The sequence below is a fragment of the Luteibacter anthropi genome, assembly GCF_011759365.1.
Classification (GTDB): domain Bacteria; phylum Pseudomonadota; class Gammaproteobacteria; order Xanthomonadales; family Rhodanobacteraceae; genus Luteibacter; species Luteibacter anthropi.
Window position 1 is genome coordinate 528,857 of record NZ_JAARLZ010000003.1, and the last position, 20,164, is coordinate 549,020.

The following is a 20,164-nucleotide window of genomic DNA, read 5'->3' on the forward strand; positions in this document are numbered from 1 at the left end:
CTGCCGCTGAGTGGCTGGACATCCTTGTCGGCAAGCCGACCGGATCGTGAAACGCAAGATGGAGCGTCAGAAGAGCTCCACCTCTCCCTTTATCGGATCGTCGGCCAATCGCTTGAGGTATCGCTTCTCACGATCGGCGAGATGAGTGTCATGGACGGCGCGCAGCTGGCGCACACGTACCTTGCCGCTCACCGGGAAGAACTGGACATGGCGCGGATAGATATCACCCACGTCGGCTGCGCACAGTTTCAGCTTCTCCGTGGCGATGTACCGCTGCACGAAGGCGATGTTGCGCTGGCCGATGTCGGTCATCGTGGACAGCACGCGACCGCCGCCGAAGATCTTCACTTCGAGGTCGTCGCGACGGCCGCCCGCTTTCAGGATGGCGTTGATCAGCTGTTCCATCGCGTCGTTGCCGTAGCGCGCCGCGCGGCCCACCGTGGAGCTCCAGCCGTCGCGCTCACCCGTGGGCTCCGGCAGCATGAAGTGGTTCATGCCGCCGATGCGCCGGCGCGTGTCGCGGATGCAGGCGGAGACACACGACCCCAGCACGGTCGAGATCATTTCTTCCTGCACGCTGACGTAGTACTCGCCAGGCAGGATCTTTACCGTCACCACCTCCTGGGCAGGATCCCAGAAGCGGCGCACGTGCTCGAAGCCGGGCAGCACGCTCTTCGGGTCGAAACCCACGAAGGTGCGGGGCTGCGCGACGAAGGTGTCGCTCATGTGCGTTTCCGGTAGACCGTGCGGCCGATCAGGTCGAAGTCCTCGGACAGTCCGTACATGGATTCCGAGTGCCCGAGGAAAAGATAGCCGCGGCTTTCCAGCATGCCGGCATAACGGGAGAACAGGCGCTGCTTCGTGGGCTTGTCGAAATAGATGACCACGTTGCGGCAGAAAATGGCATCGAACTGGCCCTGCATGGGCCACTCGTGCAGCAGGTTGAGCGGCTGCACCGTCACCAGTTCACGCAGGCGCGGATGCACGCGGGCATAGCCGTCGTAGGCACCTTCGCCGCGCTGGAACCAGCGCTTGCGGCGGGCTTCGTCGACACCGCCCAGGCGATCCACCGGGTAGACACCCTTGCGCGCCACGTCGAGTGCCTGCGGCGACAGGTCGGTGGCGAGGATCTTCGCGTCGATGGACGAACCGCTGCGCTCCAGCGCCTCGGCCAGCACCATCGCAAGCGCATAAGGCTCTTCGCCCGTGGAGCAACCGGCCGACCAGATGCGCAGGCGACCGCCCTTCTTCTCGGCCAGCCAGCGAGGCAGCAACTCGTCCACCAGCAGGTCGTAGTGATGCATCTCGCGGAAGAACGAGGTGACATTGGTGCTGATGCAGCTGGCCAGCTCGCCCAGTTCGCCGTCCGGATCGCTGCGCAGCAGGTCGCAGTACGCGCCGAAGCCGGAGAGGTTCAGCGCGCGCAGGCGACGCAACAGGCGTCCCTGCACGAGCTGGCGCTTGTGCTCGCCCAGCGAGATGCCACAGTGCTGGAGCACGAAATCGCGCAGGAACGCAAAATCGGCGTCACCCAGGGACGGACCGGTGGCGCCCGCCAGCACGACGGCATCGCCGTTGTTGGCGAGCGCGGCCATCGATCAGAATTCCTTCCACACGCCGTTGTCGGCGGATTCCACCGGACGGGACGGACGCTGCGCCGGGGCGCTGCTGCGCACGGAGGCGAACACGGTTTCCATCTCGACCTGGGTGGCGTCCTTGCGCTGCACGCGGGCAGCGGCCTGGCCGCTGACCTGGAAGAACGACACCTGGCGGCTGAGTTCCGTGGCCTGCTCGTGCATCGCACGGGCGGCAGCGGCGGACTCTTCCACCAGCGCGGCGTTCTGCTGGGTCATTTCGTCCATCTGCAGCACGGCGTGGTTCACCTGGTCGATACCGGCCGACTGCTCCGAGCTGGCGGCGGCGATCTCGGCAACGATATCCGTCACCTTCTTCACGCTGTCGACGATCTCGGCGAGCGCCTTGCCCGACTGGTCTACCAGCTCCGAACCGGCCTTGACCTTGCCGGCGCTGTCGTTGATGAGGCCCTTGATCTCCTTGGCGGCACCGGCCGAACGCTGGGCCAGGTTGCGCACTTCGGTGGCGACCACGGCAAAGCCACGGCCCTGCTCGCCCGCACGCGCCGCTTCCACGGCGGCGTTGAGCGCCAGCAGGTTGGTCTGGAAGGCGATTTCGTCGATGAGGCTGACGATGTCGGAAATCTTCTTCGACGAGGCATTGATCTCGCGCATGGCGACGACGGTCTGCGCGACCACTTCGCCGCCCTTCTCCGCCTGCTCGCGGGCACCGCGGGCGAGCTGGTTGGCGTGGCTGGCGTTCTCGGCGTTCTGCTTCACGGTGGAGGTCATTTCCTCCATCGACGAGGCCGTTTCTTCCAGGCTGGAAGCCTGTTCCTGCGTGCGCTGCGAGAGATCGTCGTTGCCGCGCGAAATCTGTTGCGCCGCCGTGCTGACCGAGGTGGAACCGTGGCGCACTTCGGTGACGATGGCGGCGAGACGATCGTCCATGGCGCGGAAGGCGGACTGCAGCTGGCCCAGTTCGTCGTTACGCGTGACCTGGATATCGTGGCCGAGCTTGCCGGCGGCGATTTCGTGGGCCACCGACACGGTGTGCGACAGCGTGCGGATGATCGAGCGGATGACCAGCACGGCGATGGCAAGGCAGATCACCAGGCCGATGATCAGCGAGGCGATCGACAGCGTGCGGATCGTCTTGTACTGCGAGGTTTCCTTGTCGAAGATCTTCGAGGCTTCGTCGCGTTTGGCTTCGATGAGCTTGCCCAGCTGCGACTGGCGATCCATCAGCAACGGACGGACCTGCAGCTCGAGCACGTCGGTGGCGCCCTGGTCACCCTGGTTCAGGGCATCCACCATGTCGTTCTTGGCCGAGGCGTAGTCGTCGTTGGTGGACTCCCACTTGGCGAAGAGCTTCTTGATGTCGTCCGACATCGGCACCTTCACGAAGACGGCCTTGTTGCCTTCCATCTCCGTCTGGTACTTCTGGAATTCGGCGATCTTCTGCTTCACCTGGTCGGGGCTGCCGACCTTGGCGGCCGCCTCGCCCAGCACCACGAACGACATCAGCGATTCGGTGTTGATCCGGCTCAGCAGCTCCGACGGAACCAGCTCTTCCTCGTAAATCTGGCGCATGCCTTCATTCTGGAAGTGCATGGCACCCAGACCCACCGCCGCACCGCCGAACAACATCAGCGTGAGCAGCCCGAGCACGCCATAGAGGCGGCCACGAATGGTCAGGGCGGGAATCTTAAAGTTGAACTTCTTCATCACGGTTCCAATCGTCAAGGTGCGGCAAGGGCGGTCCAGGCTTCACACACCGAACGGGCTCCCCCCCGCCGGCGTTCTTACGCTCAGGCGACGGCTTTCGCTTCGGCGGAAGCCAGCGCGGCTTCCAGCATCTGTGCGTCCTGCGGCTGAAGCAGGCGGTCCACGTCGAGCAGGAGAACCATGCGCTCGCCGACGGAGGTGAGTCCTTTCAGGTATTCGGTATCGACGGTGGTACCCATGTCGGGCACCGGGCGGACGCCGCCGGGGGCGACCTCCACCACATCGGACACGGCATCGACCACGATGCCGAACTGGCGGCCGGCCACCATCACGATCACGCAGACGGTGGTGGCGGTGTATTCCTCACGGGTGAGGCCAAAGCGCAGGCGCAGGTCCAGCACGGGCACGATGGCGCCGCGCAGGTTGAGCACGCCCAGTACGTAGGACGGGGCCTGCGGGATACGGGTGACGGGCGTCCAGCCACGGATCTCGCGGACGGCGAGGATATCCACGCCGTATTCCTCGTTGCCGAGGTTGACGGTCAGGTACTGCGCGGCCTCGGCGGTCGCGGCGACGGTGCTGGCTGGCTGGTTCATGTCCTTCCCACGGCGAATCGATACAGAGCCTATGGCCCCCTTCGGCATGGGTATCGGCAGCAACCGCCCGGACTTGAGCCCTTTCTCTTTATGTAGGAGCGCGCCTTGCGCGCGACCGGTTTTCGCGAAAGACAACATCTACGCCAATACCGGTCGCGCGCAGGCGCGCTCCTACAGGGGGCGGTGCGGAGCCGTGTGCGGGGCGCCCTGTGCCGGTCGCGCGCAGGGCGCGCTCCTACACGGCGGGCTTCAGGCGGCCTTGCGGCGGGTCTGCATGCGGACCAGGCCGGTGACGTCGGCGATCAGGGCCACCGAGCCGTCGGCGAGGATGGTGGCTCCGGAAATGCCCGCCACGCGGCGGTAGTTGGCTTCCAGCGACTTCACCACGGCCTGCTGCTGGCCGATGAGCTCGTCCACGAACAGGCCGATGCGGGTGCCCTCGGCCTCCACGACGATGACGATGCCCTCTTCCACGCCCAGGCGCTGGCCGTCGCAGCCGAACACGTCGTACAGGCGCACGATGGGCAGCCAGTCCTCGCGGAACCGGAACAGCTCGCCGCCGCCCACCACGCTGCGTACGGCGTCGGTCTTCACCTGCACCGATTCCACGATGGAGACCAGGGGCACGATATACGTCTCGCCGCCCACGGCAGCCGTGAGGCCGTCGATGATCGCGAGGGTGAGCGGCAAGGTGATGGTGAAGGTGGTGCCCTGCCCCTGCACGCTGCGGATGCCAACCGTGCCGCCCAGGTCCATTACATTGCGGCGGACCACATCCATGCCGACGCCCCGACCGGAAAGATCCGTTGTCGCCGCCGCCGTGGAGAAACCCGCCTCGAAGATCAGCTCGGCCACGGCGTCGTCGGACATGCCCTCGCCCGAGGCGATGATGCCGCGCTGGATGGCCTTGGCGACAATGGCATCGCGATTGAGGCCCGCGCCGTCGTCGGCCACTTCCACCACGATGGAGCCACCGCGATGGAAGGCTTCCAGACGCAGGGTGCCGGTATCCGACTTGCCGCTGGCAAGGCGCTTGTCCGGCCCCTCCAGGCCATGGTCGATAGCGTTGCGGACCAGATGGACCAGCGGATCGCCGATCTTCTCCAGCACCGTCTTGTCCAGCTCGGTGGTCTCGCCGCGCAGGTCGAGCACCACCTTCTTGTCGAGCTTCTGCGCCAGGTCGCGGACCAGGCGCGGGAAACGGTTGAACACCGTGCTGATAGGCAGCATGCGGATGCTCATCACGCTCTCCTGCATCTCGCGCGTGTGACGCGCCAGCTGACCGAGGCCGTGACGGAACATTTCCAGTTGCGCGGCGGGCACGCCATCGTTGAACTGGCTCAGCATCGCCTGGGTGATGACCAGCTCGCCCACCAGGTTGATGAGCATGTCGATCTTCTCGATGCCCACGCGAACCGAGCTGGCCTCGGTGTTGGTCGCCACCTCGCGCACGGCACGCGGCGCGGCCGGAGCGGGCGCGGCCGCCGCCACCACGGGGGCCGGCGCAGCGGCCACGCGCGGAGTCACCGTCAGTTCGCAGTCGCCATCGACCCAGTCGAACACGCCTTCCACGACGGCGCGCCTGGCACCGGCATCAAGGCGCAACTGGTAGGCAAGGTACGACGCCGTCGGATCCATGTCCGCCAGCGATGGCAGCGTCGAGGCATCCACCGTGGTCGTCAGGGGGCCCAGGGTTTCCAGCTCACGGAACATGCGCGCCGGGTCGTTACCCGACTTCAGCAGGTAGTCGAACGGACGGAAGGCGATGTCCCAGCCTTCGACCGTCTCGGTCGGGGTGGCCGGCTTCGCGGCCGCGGGAGCCGCAGAACCGCCCGACACCATGGCCGACAGCTCGGCCAGCAAGGCCTGGCTTTCGGCCGTGGCACCGGACTGGCCGGCCATCTGCAACGAAAGCATGTCGCGGATGATGTCGCCCGAGCGCAGCAGCAGCTCCACCACGGCCTTTTCCATCGCACGACGGCCGCTGCGGACCTCGTCCATCAGGTTTTCGGCTACATGGGTGAAGGCCGCCACGTCGGCAAAGCCGAAGGTGGCCGCGCCGCCCTTGATGGAATGGGCGGCACGGAACACGACGTTGATCAGCTCCGGATCGTCGGCACCCTCGTCCAACGCAAGGAGCGCCTGCTCCATGGCGTCGAGACCGTCGAGGCTCTCCTCGTGGAAGGCCTTGTGGAACTGCGCCAGATCGACTTTGGACATGGTGGAACCCTGAAGAGACCGAACGTCGTGGGATGGATCAGCCGAGCACGCGGGCGACGGTGGCCAGCAGCTGGTCGGGATCGAACGGCTTCACCAGCCAGCCGGTGGCACCGGCAGCCTTGCCTTCCATCTTCTTGTTGGTGTCCGACTCGGTGGTCAGCATGAGGATGGGCACGCCGCTGTAGCCGGACATGGTGCGCATTTCGCGGACCATCGAGATACCGTCCATCACGGGCATGTTCACGTCAGCCAGCACCAGGTCGAACTTGTGCACGTTGGCCTGGTCAATCGCCGCACGACCGTTATCGGCCTCTTCCACGTCGTGGCCCGCGCCGCGCAGGGTGAAGGCGACCATGCTGCGCATGGAAGCCGAATCGTCTACCGCAAGAATCTTTGCCATCGGTGCACCTTCAGTTCACGCCGGCAGGCGCCGGCAGTTCAATCAATTCGTGGAGGCCCAGCACGGCCACGCCGCGCCGGAGGCTGTCGCTCGCACCGGTCCAGCTGACCGCCAAGCCAGCCGCGCGTGCGTCGCGAGAAAACGCGGCCAGCACCTGGAGGCCGGCCGTATCCACCTGGCTCACCGTCGTGCCGTCCAGTTCGACGGGTGTGCCGCCGCCCAGGGCGGCCAGCAAGGTGTCACGGAGCGCCGGAGCCGCGCCGATGCGCAGGTCCGCGTCAAGCGCGATCGTCGCGCGCCCGCTGTCTTTGGAGGATTTCCTGGCCATGATCCCTACCGTCGAAACCCCCGGCACACACTGCCCCGGGGAGGTGTTCGGCAGGCTTATCGGCCGCCCATGGGAAAGCTTTAGGCCGGCCGGGGCGGCGGCAGGATCAGCATGGCATCGCCGTAGGAGAAGAAGCGGTAACGCTGGAGCACCGCGTAGCGGTAGGCATCGAGGATCGCGTCCTTGCCCGCCAGCGCGGACACCAGCATCAGCAGGGTGGACTGTGGCAGGTGGAAATTGGTGATCAGCGCATCGATGCTGGTGATGCGGTACCCGGGGAAGATGAAGATCTGGGTTTCGCCCGCGAACGGGCGCAGCACACCCTCGACCGTAGCGCTTTCCAGCGCCCGCACCACCGTGGTGCCCACGGCCACCACGCGGCCACCGGCCTCGCGCGTGGCGCGGATCTTCTCCACCAGCGAGGCGCCCACGTTGAGCCATTCGCGGTGCATGGTGTGGTCGCGCACGTCTTCGGCGCGCATCGGCTGGAAGGTGCCGGCACCCACGTGCAGGGTGACGTAGCCGAAGTCCACGCCACGGTCGCGCAGGCGTTGCAGCAGGGCCTCGTCGAAGTGCAGGCCGGCCGTGGGGGCCGCCACCGCACCGGGTTCGCGGGCGAACACGGTCTGGTAGCGCTCCTTGTCGGAGGTGTCGGCGCCGCGCTCGATATAAGGAGGCAGCGGCATCTCGCCCAGGCGGGACAGCACGCGCTCCAGGGGCTCGTCGCCCTCGAAGCGCAGCAGGAAGAACTCGCCGTCACGCCCCAGCACCGTGATGAGGCTGCCGTCAGCCAGGATGATGCGGCCGCCTTCCTTGGGTTTCTTGCTGACGCCGAGCTGGGCCCGGGCCTCGTGGGCCCCGGTGACCCGCTCGATCAGGATCTCGACCGCCCCGCCCGATTCCTTGTGGCCGTGAAGACGGGCCGGCAGCACGCGAGTGTCGTTGAACACCAGCAAGTCGCCCGGCTGGAGCATGTCGGGCAGTTCGTAGAACTTGCGGTCCTTCTTGCTATGCCCCGGCACGTCGAGCACGAGCAGCCGGCTGCCCGAACGCCGCTCCAGGGGAGCCTGGGCGATCAGGTCGGGGGGCAGTTCGAAGTCGAAGTCGGATTTCTTCACGGAGCAGGCCGGTGGTGCACAAGGCAGGGGATTATCGCGCAATCGGCCCCCGCCTGCCCCGCCCCTGTAGGAGCGCGCCTTGCGCGCGACCGTTCCATACGGAAGGTTGCCGATTTTCGCGACAACCGGTCGCGCGCAGGCGCGCTCCTACATGGGCTTGCGGCGGCGGGTGATGCGCCAGCCTATGCCGGCCAGGAGCAGGACGACCACGCCGATTTCCACTGGCAGCCAGTGCCTCACGAAGCGCTTCGCCGCCACGATCTGCTCGGCCCGCTTCAACTCGCGCGCCCTGGCAAAATCCGGCTCCTCGCAGTTCCAGCCGAACGAATCGGCCCATTCCACGTAAGGCCCCTGCTTCACATACCGGGCGTAGTACGCCTTCGCCCGGCGCTGCCGCTCGTTCAATGGCTTGGTGGTATCGCCATCATCCGCTTCGCTGTAATCCGGCGGCCCTTCAAGCATCCAGTGGGTGGCCATGCACAGGCTGGCCGCGAAGGCCTGCGAGCGCGGCGGCAGCAGGTCGGCGGCCGATGCCGCCTTGTCGGAGGCGAGATAGCGATAGTGCAGGCGACGATCCGGCTGCGCCGCGCTGGCCTGGAATCGCTGGCGCTCACCTTCGGTCACGTCGTCGCCCTTGAGCGAATCCATCGACTGGCCGCTGCCACCCTGGAAGTTGCCGCCGTTGTCGGCGTAGTCAGGCCCCTGCTCGTAGCCGATCAGCTCCATGCCGTGCTCGCGGGCGATCTTCGCCGCCGTGTAGCGTGCCTCGGCCTTGCCGATGTCCGTCCAGGCATGATCGCCATCGTGCAGCGCTTCCGCATAGGCCTTCGCCGTGGCGCGCAGATCGACGTCGGAGAAGCGCTTGTCGATGCCCTGTGGAAAGTACGCATAGGCATCGTCATAACGCTCCGCACGCATAAGCCGACGCGCCAGCAGCCATCGCAGGCGATCATTCACAGGCAAAGGCTGGTACGGCGCGTCCTTGTCGTCCGGCTTCGTCGCCGGAGGCGGCGATGCCGGCGCATGCGCATCCACGAACGACTTCAACTCATCCACCGTGAGCACGCGCTCGGCGATGTAGTTCATGTCGTTGCCGTAACCGGCTCCGGACACCTCACCGTCGTAGTCATACACATTGCCATCGCCACCGACCTTCGTCGCGGCCTCGTACATGCGCGTCATCGCCTCGACATACTCGCCGCGCGCCAGTGACAACACGCCGCGCTCGCCCATCACCTGCTCGATACTCGATGGTTCAAGCGAAGCCTTCGGATCGTCCACACGCGGGAACGCCTGCGCGGCCTCGGCATAGGCACGCGCCGCCGCATCACGATCGCCCTTGCGCAACGCGAGCTTTGCACGCACCCACGCGGCCAGCGGACCGTCGGCCTTCGCCACGAGACGCTCCGCGTCGTCATAGCGCCCCAGCTGGTAGTTGAGCGAAGCCAGTCGATCGGCGGAGGCGATCTTGTCGGGCGCCACCTTCGCCAGCGCCTCGACAAGCGTCACCAGCACCGGCTCGGGCTTACCATCCGCCGTCTGCGGCGCAACGCGGGCCAGCGCATACGTAACCAGCAGACGCTGCGATACTGGCCCATCCACCAGTGCCGCCACCTGCTCCGGATGCCCCAGCACCGCGCCCGCGATCGACGCCAGCGACTGCACGGCGCTTTGCGAACCGTGACCGGCCTGCGCGGCATAAAGCGCGATGGCGTGCTTCAGATCGCCCGGCGCCAGCTTCGCCACGCATTCGCGATCATTGACGAAATCCACCCACATGCATGGCTTGCCATCCACATAGAGGCTGAGTGCGGCCTCCTCGCCAAAACTGGCCACTGCCAGCCCCTGCGCATCGGACGCCCCGGCCAGTACGCGAGTACGCACCTGCTGGAACGCCTTCGCCGACGCATCGCGCTCCGTCGTAAAACCCGCACCGTTCGCGTGTCCGGCACGCAAGGCATGCGAGCGACCCAGCATGTATGCTGCCCATGCGCCCCGCCGCACGGCCTGATCCTGTGGCAACGCCAGCACGGCTTCGAACCGCGCCTGCGCGCGATTGAGCGCACCGCCATCAAAGGTGGTGCACGACGCATCGCCGCCACCGCCCGCGTTGCCATCCGTGTCGGATGCAGAAGCGCAAGCCTTCATGGCAAGGTTCCAGTCCACGGCGCCGGCGGCATACAGGCGCACATCCTCCGGCAGACCCGCACCGGCCGAATAAGCCTCGTCACCCGAACCTGCCGCCATCAGGGCCTTCACCTTCTCCGCCTGATCCGCCGGCAGATCGGGCCCGGCCTTCGGCTCCGCATCATAGGGACCGGACTCGACCGCCTTCAGGCCATCGGTGGCCGGCAACAGGTGCGCCGCCTCGAAAGCGAACGTGTTCTGCGGTACGGCGGCAAGCGTGACCGCGCGGTTGTCCAGCATCTGCGACGGGAAGTCCGGGCCGCAGGCCCAGGCAACCGCGCCGGCAAAGGCGATGGCGCAACCGATCGCGAGCGTGGAGGGCTTCATCATGAAACGGGCTTTCCTTGGGCTGAAAGAGATACGGTAGTACCAGGCGCGCAGCGCGCCCAGCCAATGGGACGGGAGGCATGCGCAGGCAAAGGACGCGCCTGCACCGCGACAAGCGAAAGCGATTCACCGGTACGTTTCAATGCATAACCATCGATACCGTCGGCCAGCGTACAACCTGCGGGCAGATCCACGCGTACCGGCGCCTCGGCATCCACGGCACCGGGATTCTCGATGATGACGTCGGAGGGTTGATCCGGCCCGGCCACGCTCAGCGACACCTTCACCGGTTCGGTTTCGAGATGCCCGCTGACCACGCCACGCCAGGTGGCGAGGCTCCAGGCCCGCGTATCCTCAACGGTAGGCAACCGGAACCAGACGACACCGGCAAGCCGGGGCGGCCGGTGATCGCGCAAGTGCTCCACGAACGCCAGCACCGTGGCCGGCGCGGCATACAGTTCGGAAGCCACGGCACCCGCCGCCAGGGCGGCGGATTCGCTCTCCACCGCAAGCAACGAGCCATCGGCATTCCAGCTCACCCGCGAACCATACGTCGGCAACGCCACCCGGAACGGCCTGCGCGTCCGCTTCGCGAAATCAGCGACCCAGCGTGACGCCACGTCGGGATTGAACAGTCCGGCCTGGGGCGCCTGAACGGCATGCACCTGCAATACGGACTCATCGGGAATCGCCAGCAACGCATTCAGATCCGCCGACCCCAGCCAGGTAGGCAAGGCCGTGATGGAAAGCGGCGTCTTGCCCAGCCGTTGTTTCAACCGCTGCAAGAAATCCGCATAAGCCGGCAGCCGCGACGTCGGGCAGTCATAGTCGATCTCGACCCCGGCCACTGCCGGCCAGCGCTTGCGCACCTCGTCGATGCGGTCGACGAGATCATCCGCATCAAAACGGGCCAGGCGTCCATCGATGCGTATCACGGCGATAGCGGGACGCCCCCCGAGCGAGGCCGTGTCCGGGGTAAAGGCATGGAAACGACCGTCGCGATCCGCCTGCGCCGCAAGCACCCGCCAGTCGCGCACCAGATCGGCCGACGCGGCAATGGCATCGCGCAGCCCCGGCGTCCATTGCCGCTGCCAGATATAAGCATCGTGGCTGAGCGGCGGCGGACGATGACAGGCAGCAAGCGGCACAAGCACCGCCAGCGTCAACATGGTCCGGACGAATTTCGTCACACGGCAAGCCCTTCCCCCGCGCGAGATGCGGGCATGGCCCATTCTATCCAGACCGCAGATGGATCAACGCTGAAAACCCCGACCCATGTAGGAGCGCGCCTTGCGCGCGACCGGTGGTATCGAATCGATGAAGATATTCGCGACAACCGGTCGCGCGCAGGCGCGCTCCTACAACAAGCCGCGACCACGTTGGACAGAGGCGGCGGGGGCGGCCCTTGGCGCGACTTGATGGAGGTGAGGGGAGTGGGCGGAAAAGGCCCGAAGGGGACGGGTCAGGATGACCCGTCTTTCTCGCCGAGGCACGGAGGCCGAGTCGAGAAACCCCGCCCGCTCCCCGTGCCCGAAGGGGCGAAGCCATAAGACACTGAGCCGCGCAGCGGCTCCTCCTTTCCCGAGGGACACCGTAGGCCGGAGCGACAAGGGCCGCCCCCGTCGGCTCGTTCGCCGCCACGCTCACGCGCCGAGTGCGAGGCCGTTAGGCGAGCCTTTCCTACGGAGCGACGCACCACATGGGCTGCTTTACTACGGAGCGGCAACGTTTCAACCGGTCGCGCGCGAGGCGCGCTCCTACAGGGGTGTGTTAGAGCCAGCCTTTTTGTCTGGCCAGGCGGTAGGCTTCGATGCGGTTTGCTGCGCCGAGCTTTCCGATGGCTTCGGAGAGGTAGTTGCGTACCGTGCCGTGCGACAGGTTCAACTGGGTGCCGATGTCGCTTGCGGAATGGCCCTCCCCCGCAAGGCGCAGCACCTGCCGCTCGCGGTCGTTCAGTGGATCGGCCTCCGACCACGCCTCCAGCGCCAGCTGCGGATCGATCGCCCGGCCGCCCCGGTGCACGGTACGCAACGCATCGGCCAGGTTCTCGGCCGGCGCATCCTTCAGCAGGTAACCGCCCACCCCCGCATCCAGCGCGCGGCGCAGGAAACCCGGGCGGGCAAACGTCGTGACGATCACCACCTTCACCGGCAGCTCATGGCGACGCACGCGCTGGGCGATCTCCAGTCCCGTCAGCCCCGGCATCTCGATGTCGGTCACCAGCACGTCCGGCTTCAGGCGTTGCAGCTCGCGCCAGGCGGTTTCGCCATCCGGCGCCGAACCCAGCACCTCGATATCCGACTCCAGGTTCAGCAGCGCCGACAGCGCGCCGCGCACCATGGCCTGATCTTCCGCCAGCAGGACGCGGATCATGCGGCCGGCTCCGAAACCAGCGCCAGTCCGATCTGGAGCGACGTGCCCTGCTTCGCCGGCGAGTCGATCGCCAGCCGCCCGCCGATCTGGCGCACGCGCTCGCGCATGCCCGACACGCCATTGCCATGCGCGGCGAGACCGCCGCATCCGTTATCCGTGATCCGCATCGAGAATTCCTGTCCGTTCCGGGTAATGACCACCCGCGCGGCGGTGGCCTGCGAGTGACGATGTATGTTGGTGACCGCTTCGCGCAATACCAGCGAAAGCGACGCCTGCACGGCAGGCGGCAGGTCGAGCGAATCGGGCAGATCCATATCGAACGCGATGCCTGAGGCTTCCAGCATCACGCGCGCCGATACCAGTTCACTGGCCAGGTCGCCCGAACGAAGGCCGCTCACCGCGCTGCGCACCTCGGTCAAGGTATGCCGCGCGACACGCTCCACCTCTTCCATCTCCTGCTGTGCCCTTGCCGGATCGGCCAGCGCAAGGCGCCGGGCCAGTTCGGATTTCAGGGTGATGAGCGAGAGCGTGTGCCCCAGCAGGTCGTGAAGATCGCGGCCAATGCGCTCGCGCTCTGCCAGCGTAGCCAGACGGCGCACCTCGGCCTGTGACAAACGTAGTTCGGCATCGCGGCGTGCCGAGCGGACATAGAGATAGTTGCTCACCCCGCCGACGATGCCACTGACGAACACCAGGGCGACATGAAGCCAGGGCACCTGGAACATCACATGCCAGAGGGCGGTCAACAGCGACGCCGCAACCGACAGGCTCAACCACAGGCGCAACCGCCCCTCGAACGCGAGCAACGACAGTCCGATCACTACGTAGCCGAGAGCCAGCGGATTGACCGGCCAGAGCACAAAGCCGAGTACGACGATAGCCACCGCGAACCGGCTCATACGATGCTGCGGACCGAAAAACACCTGCCGATAGCAGGCGAAGTAGACCGGAATGGACAGCAGGGTGGGCACCAGCCATGTCCAGTCTCCCCCTTTCAGGGACCACGGCGCCTGGATCAACGCCACCAGCCAGAACGTCTGCAGGACAAACTGCCACTTCAGGAACGGTGGCGAATTCAGGCTGCCAAGCAGCGAATCCCTGGCCGGTACAGGCAGGCGGATCACGATGGCAGTTCCGCCTGCGTCAGGGGCGCGTGCAGGCGCTCCACCGGCAGCAAGGGCACCGATACGCGCAGGCGCGTGCCTTTGCCACGAGGCGATTCGATCGCCAGCGTGCCACCCATGGCGCGCACTCTTTCACGCATGCCACAGAGGCCGTTGCCTTCCTCCGTCACCCCGCCCTGCCCGTTGTCGGCAATGCACAGGGTCAGCACGGTGCCCTGCACTTCGACCTTCGCCTCGGCAATGGAAGCCCGCGCATGTCGGTGGATATTCGTGACTGCCTCGCGCAGCACCAGCGCCAGTCCCGCCTCGAAGCGCTCGGGGAGTGCCGGCAGATCGCTGACGTACTCGAAGTGGACCATCGAGGCACTCAGCAGCAAGCGCGCCGACGCCAGTTCGGCGGCAATGCCAGTGGCCCGGATACCCGTCACCGCCGAGCGCACCTCGGCCAGCGCATGCCGGGCCACCCGCTCGGCTTCCTCGATCTCGCGCCGCGCCGCGTCGGTGTCGCGATCGATGAGTCGCCGCGACAGCTCCAGCTTCAGCGTGATCAACGAAAGCGTATGCCCCAGCAGGTCGTGAAGATCACGACCGATGCGCTCGCGCTCGGCCGTGGCGGCCAGGCGGCGCACCTCGTCATGTGAAAGCTTCAGCTCGGCATCATGCTGGGCATTGGCCCGGTAGAACTGGTTGACCAGGCCCACGGAGAACGCGATGAGCGAAATCATCATCGCCGCCTGCCAGGGCCAGTGGTGCAAGGTCATCGTGGTAACGACGAACAGGCCCACCAGCAGCGCGATGCGCAGGATCGCCATGCGCTGCGAGGTGTTCACCCCAATGAATGAACACGCATAGATGATGTAGCAGGCACCGCCGTTGTTATTGGTATAGAGCGTGGCAAAACCCAGCGCGGCGATGCCGATGGCAAACAGCGGCGCATAACGAACAGGCCGGATCTGCACCTGCCAGTACATCAGCAGGAACACGGGCAACGAGACGACCGTGACCAGGTACCAGTAGGGCGGCAGCTCATCCCGGCTGAACAGGTCCACGAAGACGTAGACGATCCAGATCAGGTGGAAGTAGCTGGCGAAGCGCGCGCGCGGCTTGTCGCGGAAACGGGTCCACAACGAATCCGGTGCCGGCTGGAACCACGAGCTTGCCATGAGGGTATCCGTCGGGAGGCTGGGTATCATGCTACTTCACCCCTGTGGGTCAACGTACGCACCGGCAATGCGATGCGCAGGCGCGTGCCTGCTCCTCGCGGCGAGTCGATGCTGAGCGTGCCGTCCAGTGCCCGGATCCGCTCGCGCATGCCGTTCAGGCCGTTACCTCCTTCCGTCACCCCGCCCTGGCCATTGTCGGAAATACAGAACATGAGCGTGTTTCCCCGCATCTCTACCCGGGCTTCGGCGATAGACGCCCGGGCGTGCCGGTGGATGTTCGTGACAGCTTCGCGCAGTACCAGCGCCAGACCCGTCTCAACGCGTTCGGGTAAGGTGGGCAGGTCATTGAGGTAGTCGAACTGCACCATGGAGGCGTTGAGCAACAAGCGCGCCGACGCCAGCTCGGCGGCCATGCCGGTGGTGCGGACGCCGGTGACTGCCGAACGCACCTCGCCCAGTGCGTGCCTGGCCACTCCTTCGGCCTCTTCAAGCTCACGGCGTGCCGCAGCACCATCGCGATCAATGAGGCGACGCGAAAGCTCCAGCTTCAGCGTGATCAGCGACAGCGTATGCCCCAGCAGGTCGTGAAGGTCACGGCCGATGCGCTCACGCTCGGCCGTGGCGGCCAGCCGTCGCACCTCGTCGTGGGAGAGTTTCAGCTCGGCATCGTGTTGCGCGGTGGCCCGGTAGAACTGGCTGAGGATGCCGACTGCAAAAGCCATGACGGCCACGATCAGCGAGGCCGGCCAGGGCCATCCATTGAAGATGGTGACCAAGCCGACACTGATGACTGTGAGCACGATGAGGCGTACGACGGCCGCGCGTTGCGACGCATTCACACCGATAAACGAGCAGCCATAAATGACGTAGCAGACGCCCCCGTTATGTCCGTCGGCGAGCATCGCCAGCCCGAGCAGGGCCATGGTGAGTGCAAAGAGCGGTGCATAACGCGCGGGACGCAGATGCACCTGCCAGTACAACAGAAGGAACACCGGAAGCGACAAGGCCGTGATGGCGTACCAGTCGATGGGCAGGCCACCCTTGTTGAACAGATCGACGAAGACGTAGACGATCCAGATCAGGTGGAAATAGCTGGCCAGTCGCGTGCGCGGCTTGTCGCGGAATCGCGACCACAGCGAATCTGGCGCCGACTGAAACCACGTACTTCCCATGACCATCGTCCTTTTTCCCCCTCAACCCTGGTGGCGCAGACGCCGCGCGGCGACAAACAGGAAAACCGCCGTGAACCCGAGCAATACGGCCACATGCACCGCATCGCCCCCCTCGCCCAGTCCCACCGCCGAAAGTGCGAGGCGATCCAGATGGTACGCCGGCCACAGCGGGGCGATCGACTGGATCACGTGCGGCATGGCCGACAGCGGAAACCACAGCCCCGACAGGAAGGCCATCGGCAGGTAGATGAGGTTGGCCGTACCGGGTGCCGCCTGGCCCTTCACAAGGGTACCTATCATGAGACCGAGGGCGCAGAACGGCAGCGTGCCAAGGATTTCCACGAGATAGAACGCCGCCACCCGCGATGCCGTCATCGGAGCGCCGGCCACGAAGATCGCGAGGATCAGCAAGGCGGAGCACACCACCGTAGCGACGAAGAGGGCCATGCACATCTTGCCGAACAGGTAGGCCCCCGGCGGCATGGGCAACGCGCGCTTGAGCGTGAGCAGGCCACTCTCACGCTCGATGGCCAGCGACACGCCGAAGCCGAACAGGCCCGGGGACATGACGCCGAAGGTGCCGTAGGAAGCCAGCAGGTAACGGGTAGCCTCCGGCGAATTGGAGTGCGCCAGCACGATGCCGAACATCACGTAAAACGTGGTCGGAAAGAGCAGGATCGGCAGGAGGAAGCCCGGATTGCGCATGTAGCGCAGGCATTCACTGCGGATCTCCTGCAGGTAGGCATTGAGCAGTCGCGCGGTGGTCATCACCGGCGTGGCCGTGCTTTCGATGGTGCTCATGCGGCCTCCCGAGTGGCATCGGCCACATCGGTTTCGCGGGTGATTTCAGTGAAGGCCTCGGCGAGGCCCGCGCGCTGCACTTCGAGTTCGGAAAGCATGGGGTCGCTATCGAGCAGTCGACGCACCACGGATTCCGCCTGTGCGGTGGCGATACTCAGGCGTCCGCCTGCCTGACGCTCCACACTGGCCACATCGGGCCAGCGGAATACGACATCCGCATCGACCGTGGTGATGCAACGGATACGCCGCACGGCCACGTGCGCGCGCAGGGCATCGACGGTGCCTTCGGAAATCACCCGGCCCTTCGCGATGACGCAGACGCGATCGGCCAGCGCCTCGGCTTCCTCCAGGTAATGCGTGGTGAGCACCACGCCACAGCCTTCGGCCACCAGGCGGCGGACCGCCGCCCAGAGCGCCTGGCGCGCGGCGAGGTCCATGCCGACCGTGGGCTCGTCGAGGAACAGCAGTTCCGGACGCCCGATGAGTGCCATGGCGAACTGGACGCGTCGCTGCTGGCCACCGGAGAGGTCGGAGTAGCGGCGTACCATCAGGTCGTCGATGCCGGCCAATTCGGCGCATTCGCCGGCAGTACGCGGTTCCGGGTAATAGCTGGCCGTGAGCCTCAGCAGTTCGCGTACCTTGAGCGTGGGCGGCAGGGCCGCCGATTGCAGCATGACGCCGATGCGGCGACGCGCATCGATGTCCTGCGGATCGCGACCGAACAGCGTCACCCGCCCCTCGTCCGCCCGTTGCAGGCCGAGCAGCAGGGCGATGCTGGTGCTCTTGCCGGCGCCGTTCGGGCCGAGCAGGGCGAGCAGTTCGCCGCGGTGGATATCGAGGTCGATGCGGTCCAGCGCGACGATCGCGCCATAGCGCCTGGAAACCTGTTCGAGTCGTGCGATGCGGGTGTCTTCGGTCATATGTCCTCCCTTGCGATGCAACATATTCCGAGGCAAGCCCTTGGCGGCAGTCGCTTGCGTCATTGTGCGGATGTGACAAGCGTCACCCAGGGGGTTACGCGTGTAAAAACCGCATGATATGCTGGGTCAATAATCCCTTTAATTATCTGCACTTAGGCACGTTTTCGATATATAGACGCATTGGGATTCCCTGGCGGCACCGCCGTCATTTCAGGCATTGTTGAGGAGTGGGTTATGGACGTGATCGGTCTCCTGCGCGAACTGCGCGAGTTTGGTGGTCAGCAGCGTACGCGAGGGCTGCCTGATGCCACTGTCGACCGTTTCGCCCGCTCCGATGCCTCGCTGGTACGCGCCGTCGAAGAAGCCGTGGCCTATCACCGCGCGCTGCGCGCCGACATGGGCGACTTCCTGCGTCTGGACGAGGCCGAGCAGATCCACCACCTCCAGGCCGGGCTGGTCAACTTCTATCCAGACGATGGCGTGAATCCCTACGTGCCCGCTGCCGCGCGTGGTCCCTGGGTCGTTACCCTGAAAGGCGCCGTACTGCACGACAACGGCGGCTACGGCATGCTGGGTTTCGGCCACAATCCCGAAGCCATCATCGAGGCGATGTCGCGCCCGCAGGTCATGGCCAACGTGATGACCGCCAACGTCGCGCAGCTGCGTCTTTCCGAAGCGCTGAACCGCGAGCTCGGCCGTACCCGTGGCGGCAGCCCCTATTCGCATTATCTGTGCCTGAATTCGGGGTCGGAGTCGGTGACGCTCGCTGGCCGCATCGCCGACGTCAACGCCAAGCTCATGACCGATCCGGGTGCGCGTCACGCCGGCCGCACCATCAAGCGCCTCGCCGTGAAGGGTGCTTTCCATGGCCGCACCGAGCGTCCTGCTATCTATTCGGATTCCTCCCGCCGCAATTACCAGCAGCATCTGGCGAGCTTCCGTCACGAAGACACCCTCGTCACGGTTGAGCCGTACAACGTCGCGCAGCTGCGCGAGGTGTTCGCCGAGGCCGATCGCCAGGGCTGGTTCATCGAGGCGATGTTCCTTGAGCCGGTGATGGGCGAAGGCGACCCGGGTCGGGCCCTCACGCCCGAGTTCTATGCGGCCGCACGCGAGCTAACCCGCGCCCACGGTACCCTGCTGCTGGTGGACTCCATCCAGGCCGGCCTGCGTGCGCACGGCGTGCTGTCGATCATCGATTACCCGGGCTTCGAGTCGCTTGAGGCACCGGATCTGGAAACCTTCTCCAAGGCACTCAATGCCGGCCAGTATCCGTTGTCGGTGCTTGCCGTCTCCGAGCGTGTCGCCGGCCTGTACCGCAAGGGCATCTACGGCAACACCATGACCGCTAACCCGCGCGCGCTCGACGTGGCGGTGGCGACCATGCACGAGCTCACCGACGATGTCCGCCGCAATATCCGCGAGCGTGGCAAGGAGTTCGTCGAGAAGCTGGAGACACTGAAGGGCGAGCTGGGCGGGCTCATCACCAAGGTGCAGGGCACCGGCCTGCTGTTCTCCTGCGAGCTGGCGTCGGAGTTCAAGTGTTATGGCGAGGGTTCCACCGAGGAATACATGCGCGAACGCGGTATCGGCGTGATCCATGGTGGCGCGAATTCGCTGCGCTTCACCCCGCATTTCCGCGTGACCAGCGCCGAGGTCGACCTCATCGTCGACGAGGTGCGCCATGCGCTGATGGAAGGCCCTCGCCGCAGCGAGTCCAAGGCCGCCTGACCTCGGCCCCCTACTTCCCCTGTAGGAGCGCGCCTGCGCGCGACGGGCTGCGATAGCAGCCCATTCGGGCATCTGCTGTTCACGGCCTCTGGAACGGTCGCGCGCGAGGCGCGCTCCTACAAGGGTGAGGTGGCGGGCGGGCTGCCGCGCAGGGCACTACCCTGTAGGAGCGCGCCTGCGCGCGACGGGCTGCGATAGCAGCCCATTTGGGCATCTGCTGTTCATGGCCTCTGGAACGGTCGCGCGCGAGGCGCGCTCCTACAAGGGTGAGGTGGCGGGCAGGCTGCCGCGCAGGGCACTACCCTGTAGGAGCGCGCCTGCGCGCGACGGGCTGCGATAGCAGCCCATTTGGGCATCTGCTGTTCATGGCCTCTGGAACGGTCGCGCGCGAGGCGCGCTCCT

The 20,164-nt window shown here is 65.9% G+C and carries 17 protein-coding genes; 1 reads left to right on the forward strand and 16 read right to left on the reverse strand.

The features are described from left to right. Positions 1–66: 66 nt before the first annotated feature. The 16 genes from cheD to HBF25_RS08035 form a co-directional block, all read right to left on the reverse strand. Complete coding sequence (gene cheD, locus HBF25_RS07960; RefSeq protein WP_166947304.1) at positions 67–726, reverse strand: chemoreceptor glutamine deamidase CheD; 660 nt, start codon at positions 724–726, stop codon at positions 67–69. After that, on the reverse strand, positions 723–1,595 hold the full coding sequence (locus tag HBF25_RS07965) for a CheR family methyltransferase (RefSeq protein WP_166947305.1): 873 nt from the start codon (positions 1,593–1,595) through the stop codon (positions 723–725). The genes cheD and HBF25_RS07965 overlap by 4 nt, the downstream gene beginning before the upstream one ends. Before the next feature lie 3 nt (positions 1,596–1,598). Beyond that, positions 1,599–3,302, reverse strand: coding sequence for a methyl-accepting chemotaxis protein (locus HBF25_RS07970; RefSeq protein WP_166947306.1), 1,704 nt, complete (start codon positions 3,300–3,302; stop codon positions 1,599–1,601). Between the two features lie 83 nt (positions 3,303–3,385). Next, a complete protein-coding gene (locus HBF25_RS07975; protein WP_166947307.1) occupies positions 3,386–3,898 on the reverse strand; it encodes a chemotaxis protein CheW in 513 nt (170 codons plus the stop codon). Between the two features lie 249 nt (positions 3,899–4,147). After that, on the reverse strand, positions 4,148–6,118 hold the full coding sequence (locus HBF25_RS07980; protein ID WP_166947308.1) for a chemotaxis protein CheA: 1,971 nt from the start codon (positions 6,116–6,118) through the stop codon (positions 4,148–4,150). Between the two features lie 37 nt (positions 6,119–6,155). Beyond that, complete coding sequence (locus HBF25_RS07985; RefSeq protein WP_166947309.1) at positions 6,156–6,518, reverse strand: response regulator; 363 nt, start codon at positions 6,516–6,518, stop codon at positions 6,156–6,158. Positions 6,519–6,528: 10 nt separating this feature from the next. Next, a complete protein-coding gene (locus tag HBF25_RS07990) occupies positions 6,529–6,846 on the reverse strand; it encodes an STAS domain-containing protein (RefSeq protein ID WP_166947310.1) in 318 nt (105 codons plus the stop codon). A gap of 80 nt (positions 6,847–6,926) precedes the next feature. After that, on the reverse strand, positions 6,927–7,964 hold the full coding sequence (gene queA, locus HBF25_RS07995; RefSeq protein ID WP_166947311.1) for a tRNA preQ1(34) S-adenosylmethionine ribosyltransferase-isomerase QueA: 1,038 nt from the start codon (positions 7,962–7,964) through the stop codon (positions 6,927–6,929). Between the two features lie 147 nt (positions 7,965–8,111). Next, positions 8,112–10,481: a hypothetical protein gene (locus HBF25_RS08000; protein ID WP_166947312.1), complete on the reverse strand. Its 2,370-nt coding sequence runs from the start codon at positions 10,479–10,481 to the stop codon at positions 8,112–8,114. Then, the gene (locus HBF25_RS08005) at positions 10,478–11,668 is read right to left on the reverse strand and encodes a DUF3142 domain-containing protein (protein WP_208392461.1); all 1,191 of its coding nucleotides are present in this window, start codon (positions 11,666–11,668) and stop codon (positions 10,478–10,480) included. The genes HBF25_RS08000 and HBF25_RS08005 overlap by 4 nt, the downstream gene beginning before the upstream one ends. Before the next feature lie 580 nt (positions 11,669–12,248). Further along, the gene (locus HBF25_RS08010) at positions 12,249–12,851 is read right to left on the reverse strand and encodes a response regulator transcription factor (protein ID WP_166947313.1); all 603 of its coding nucleotides are present in this window, start codon (positions 12,849–12,851) and stop codon (positions 12,249–12,251) included. Beyond that, positions 12,848–13,975, reverse strand: a complete 1,128-nt coding sequence (locus tag HBF25_RS08015; RefSeq protein ID WP_166947314.1) for a histidine kinase — start codon at positions 13,973–13,975, stop codon at positions 12,848–12,850. Before HBF25_RS08015 ends, HBF25_RS08010 begins: the two co-directional genes overlap by 4 nt. Then, on the reverse strand, positions 13,972–15,138 hold the full coding sequence (locus HBF25_RS08020) for a sensor histidine kinase (RefSeq protein WP_166947315.1): 1,167 nt from the start codon (positions 15,136–15,138) through the stop codon (positions 13,972–13,974). The genes HBF25_RS08015 and HBF25_RS08020 overlap by 4 nt, the downstream gene beginning before the upstream one ends. Positions 15,139–15,164: 26 nt before the next feature. Beyond that, positions 15,165–16,310, reverse strand: a complete 1,146-nt coding sequence (locus tag HBF25_RS08025) for a sensor histidine kinase (RefSeq protein WP_166947316.1) — start codon at positions 16,308–16,310, stop codon at positions 15,165–15,167. A gap of 21 nt (positions 16,311–16,331) precedes the next feature. Further along, complete coding sequence (locus HBF25_RS08030; RefSeq protein WP_166947317.1) at positions 16,332–17,111, reverse strand: ABC transporter permease; 780 nt, start codon at positions 17,109–17,111, stop codon at positions 16,332–16,334. Beyond that, positions 17,108–18,031: an ABC transporter ATP-binding protein gene (locus tag HBF25_RS08035; RefSeq protein ID WP_166947318.1), complete on the reverse strand. Its 924-nt coding sequence runs from the start codon at positions 18,029–18,031 to the stop codon at positions 17,108–17,110. The genes HBF25_RS08030 and HBF25_RS08035 overlap by 4 nt, the downstream gene beginning before the upstream one ends. 234 nt (positions 18,032–18,265) lie before the next feature. Here HBF25_RS08035 and HBF25_RS08040 point away from each other — a divergent pair, with 234 nt between their 5' ends. Beyond that, on the forward strand, positions 18,266–19,762 hold the full coding sequence (locus HBF25_RS08040; RefSeq protein WP_166947319.1) for an aminotransferase class III-fold pyridoxal phosphate-dependent enzyme: 1,497 nt from the start codon (positions 18,266–18,268) through the stop codon (positions 19,760–19,762). The last annotated feature ends 402 nt before the right edge of the window (positions 19,763–20,164 follow it).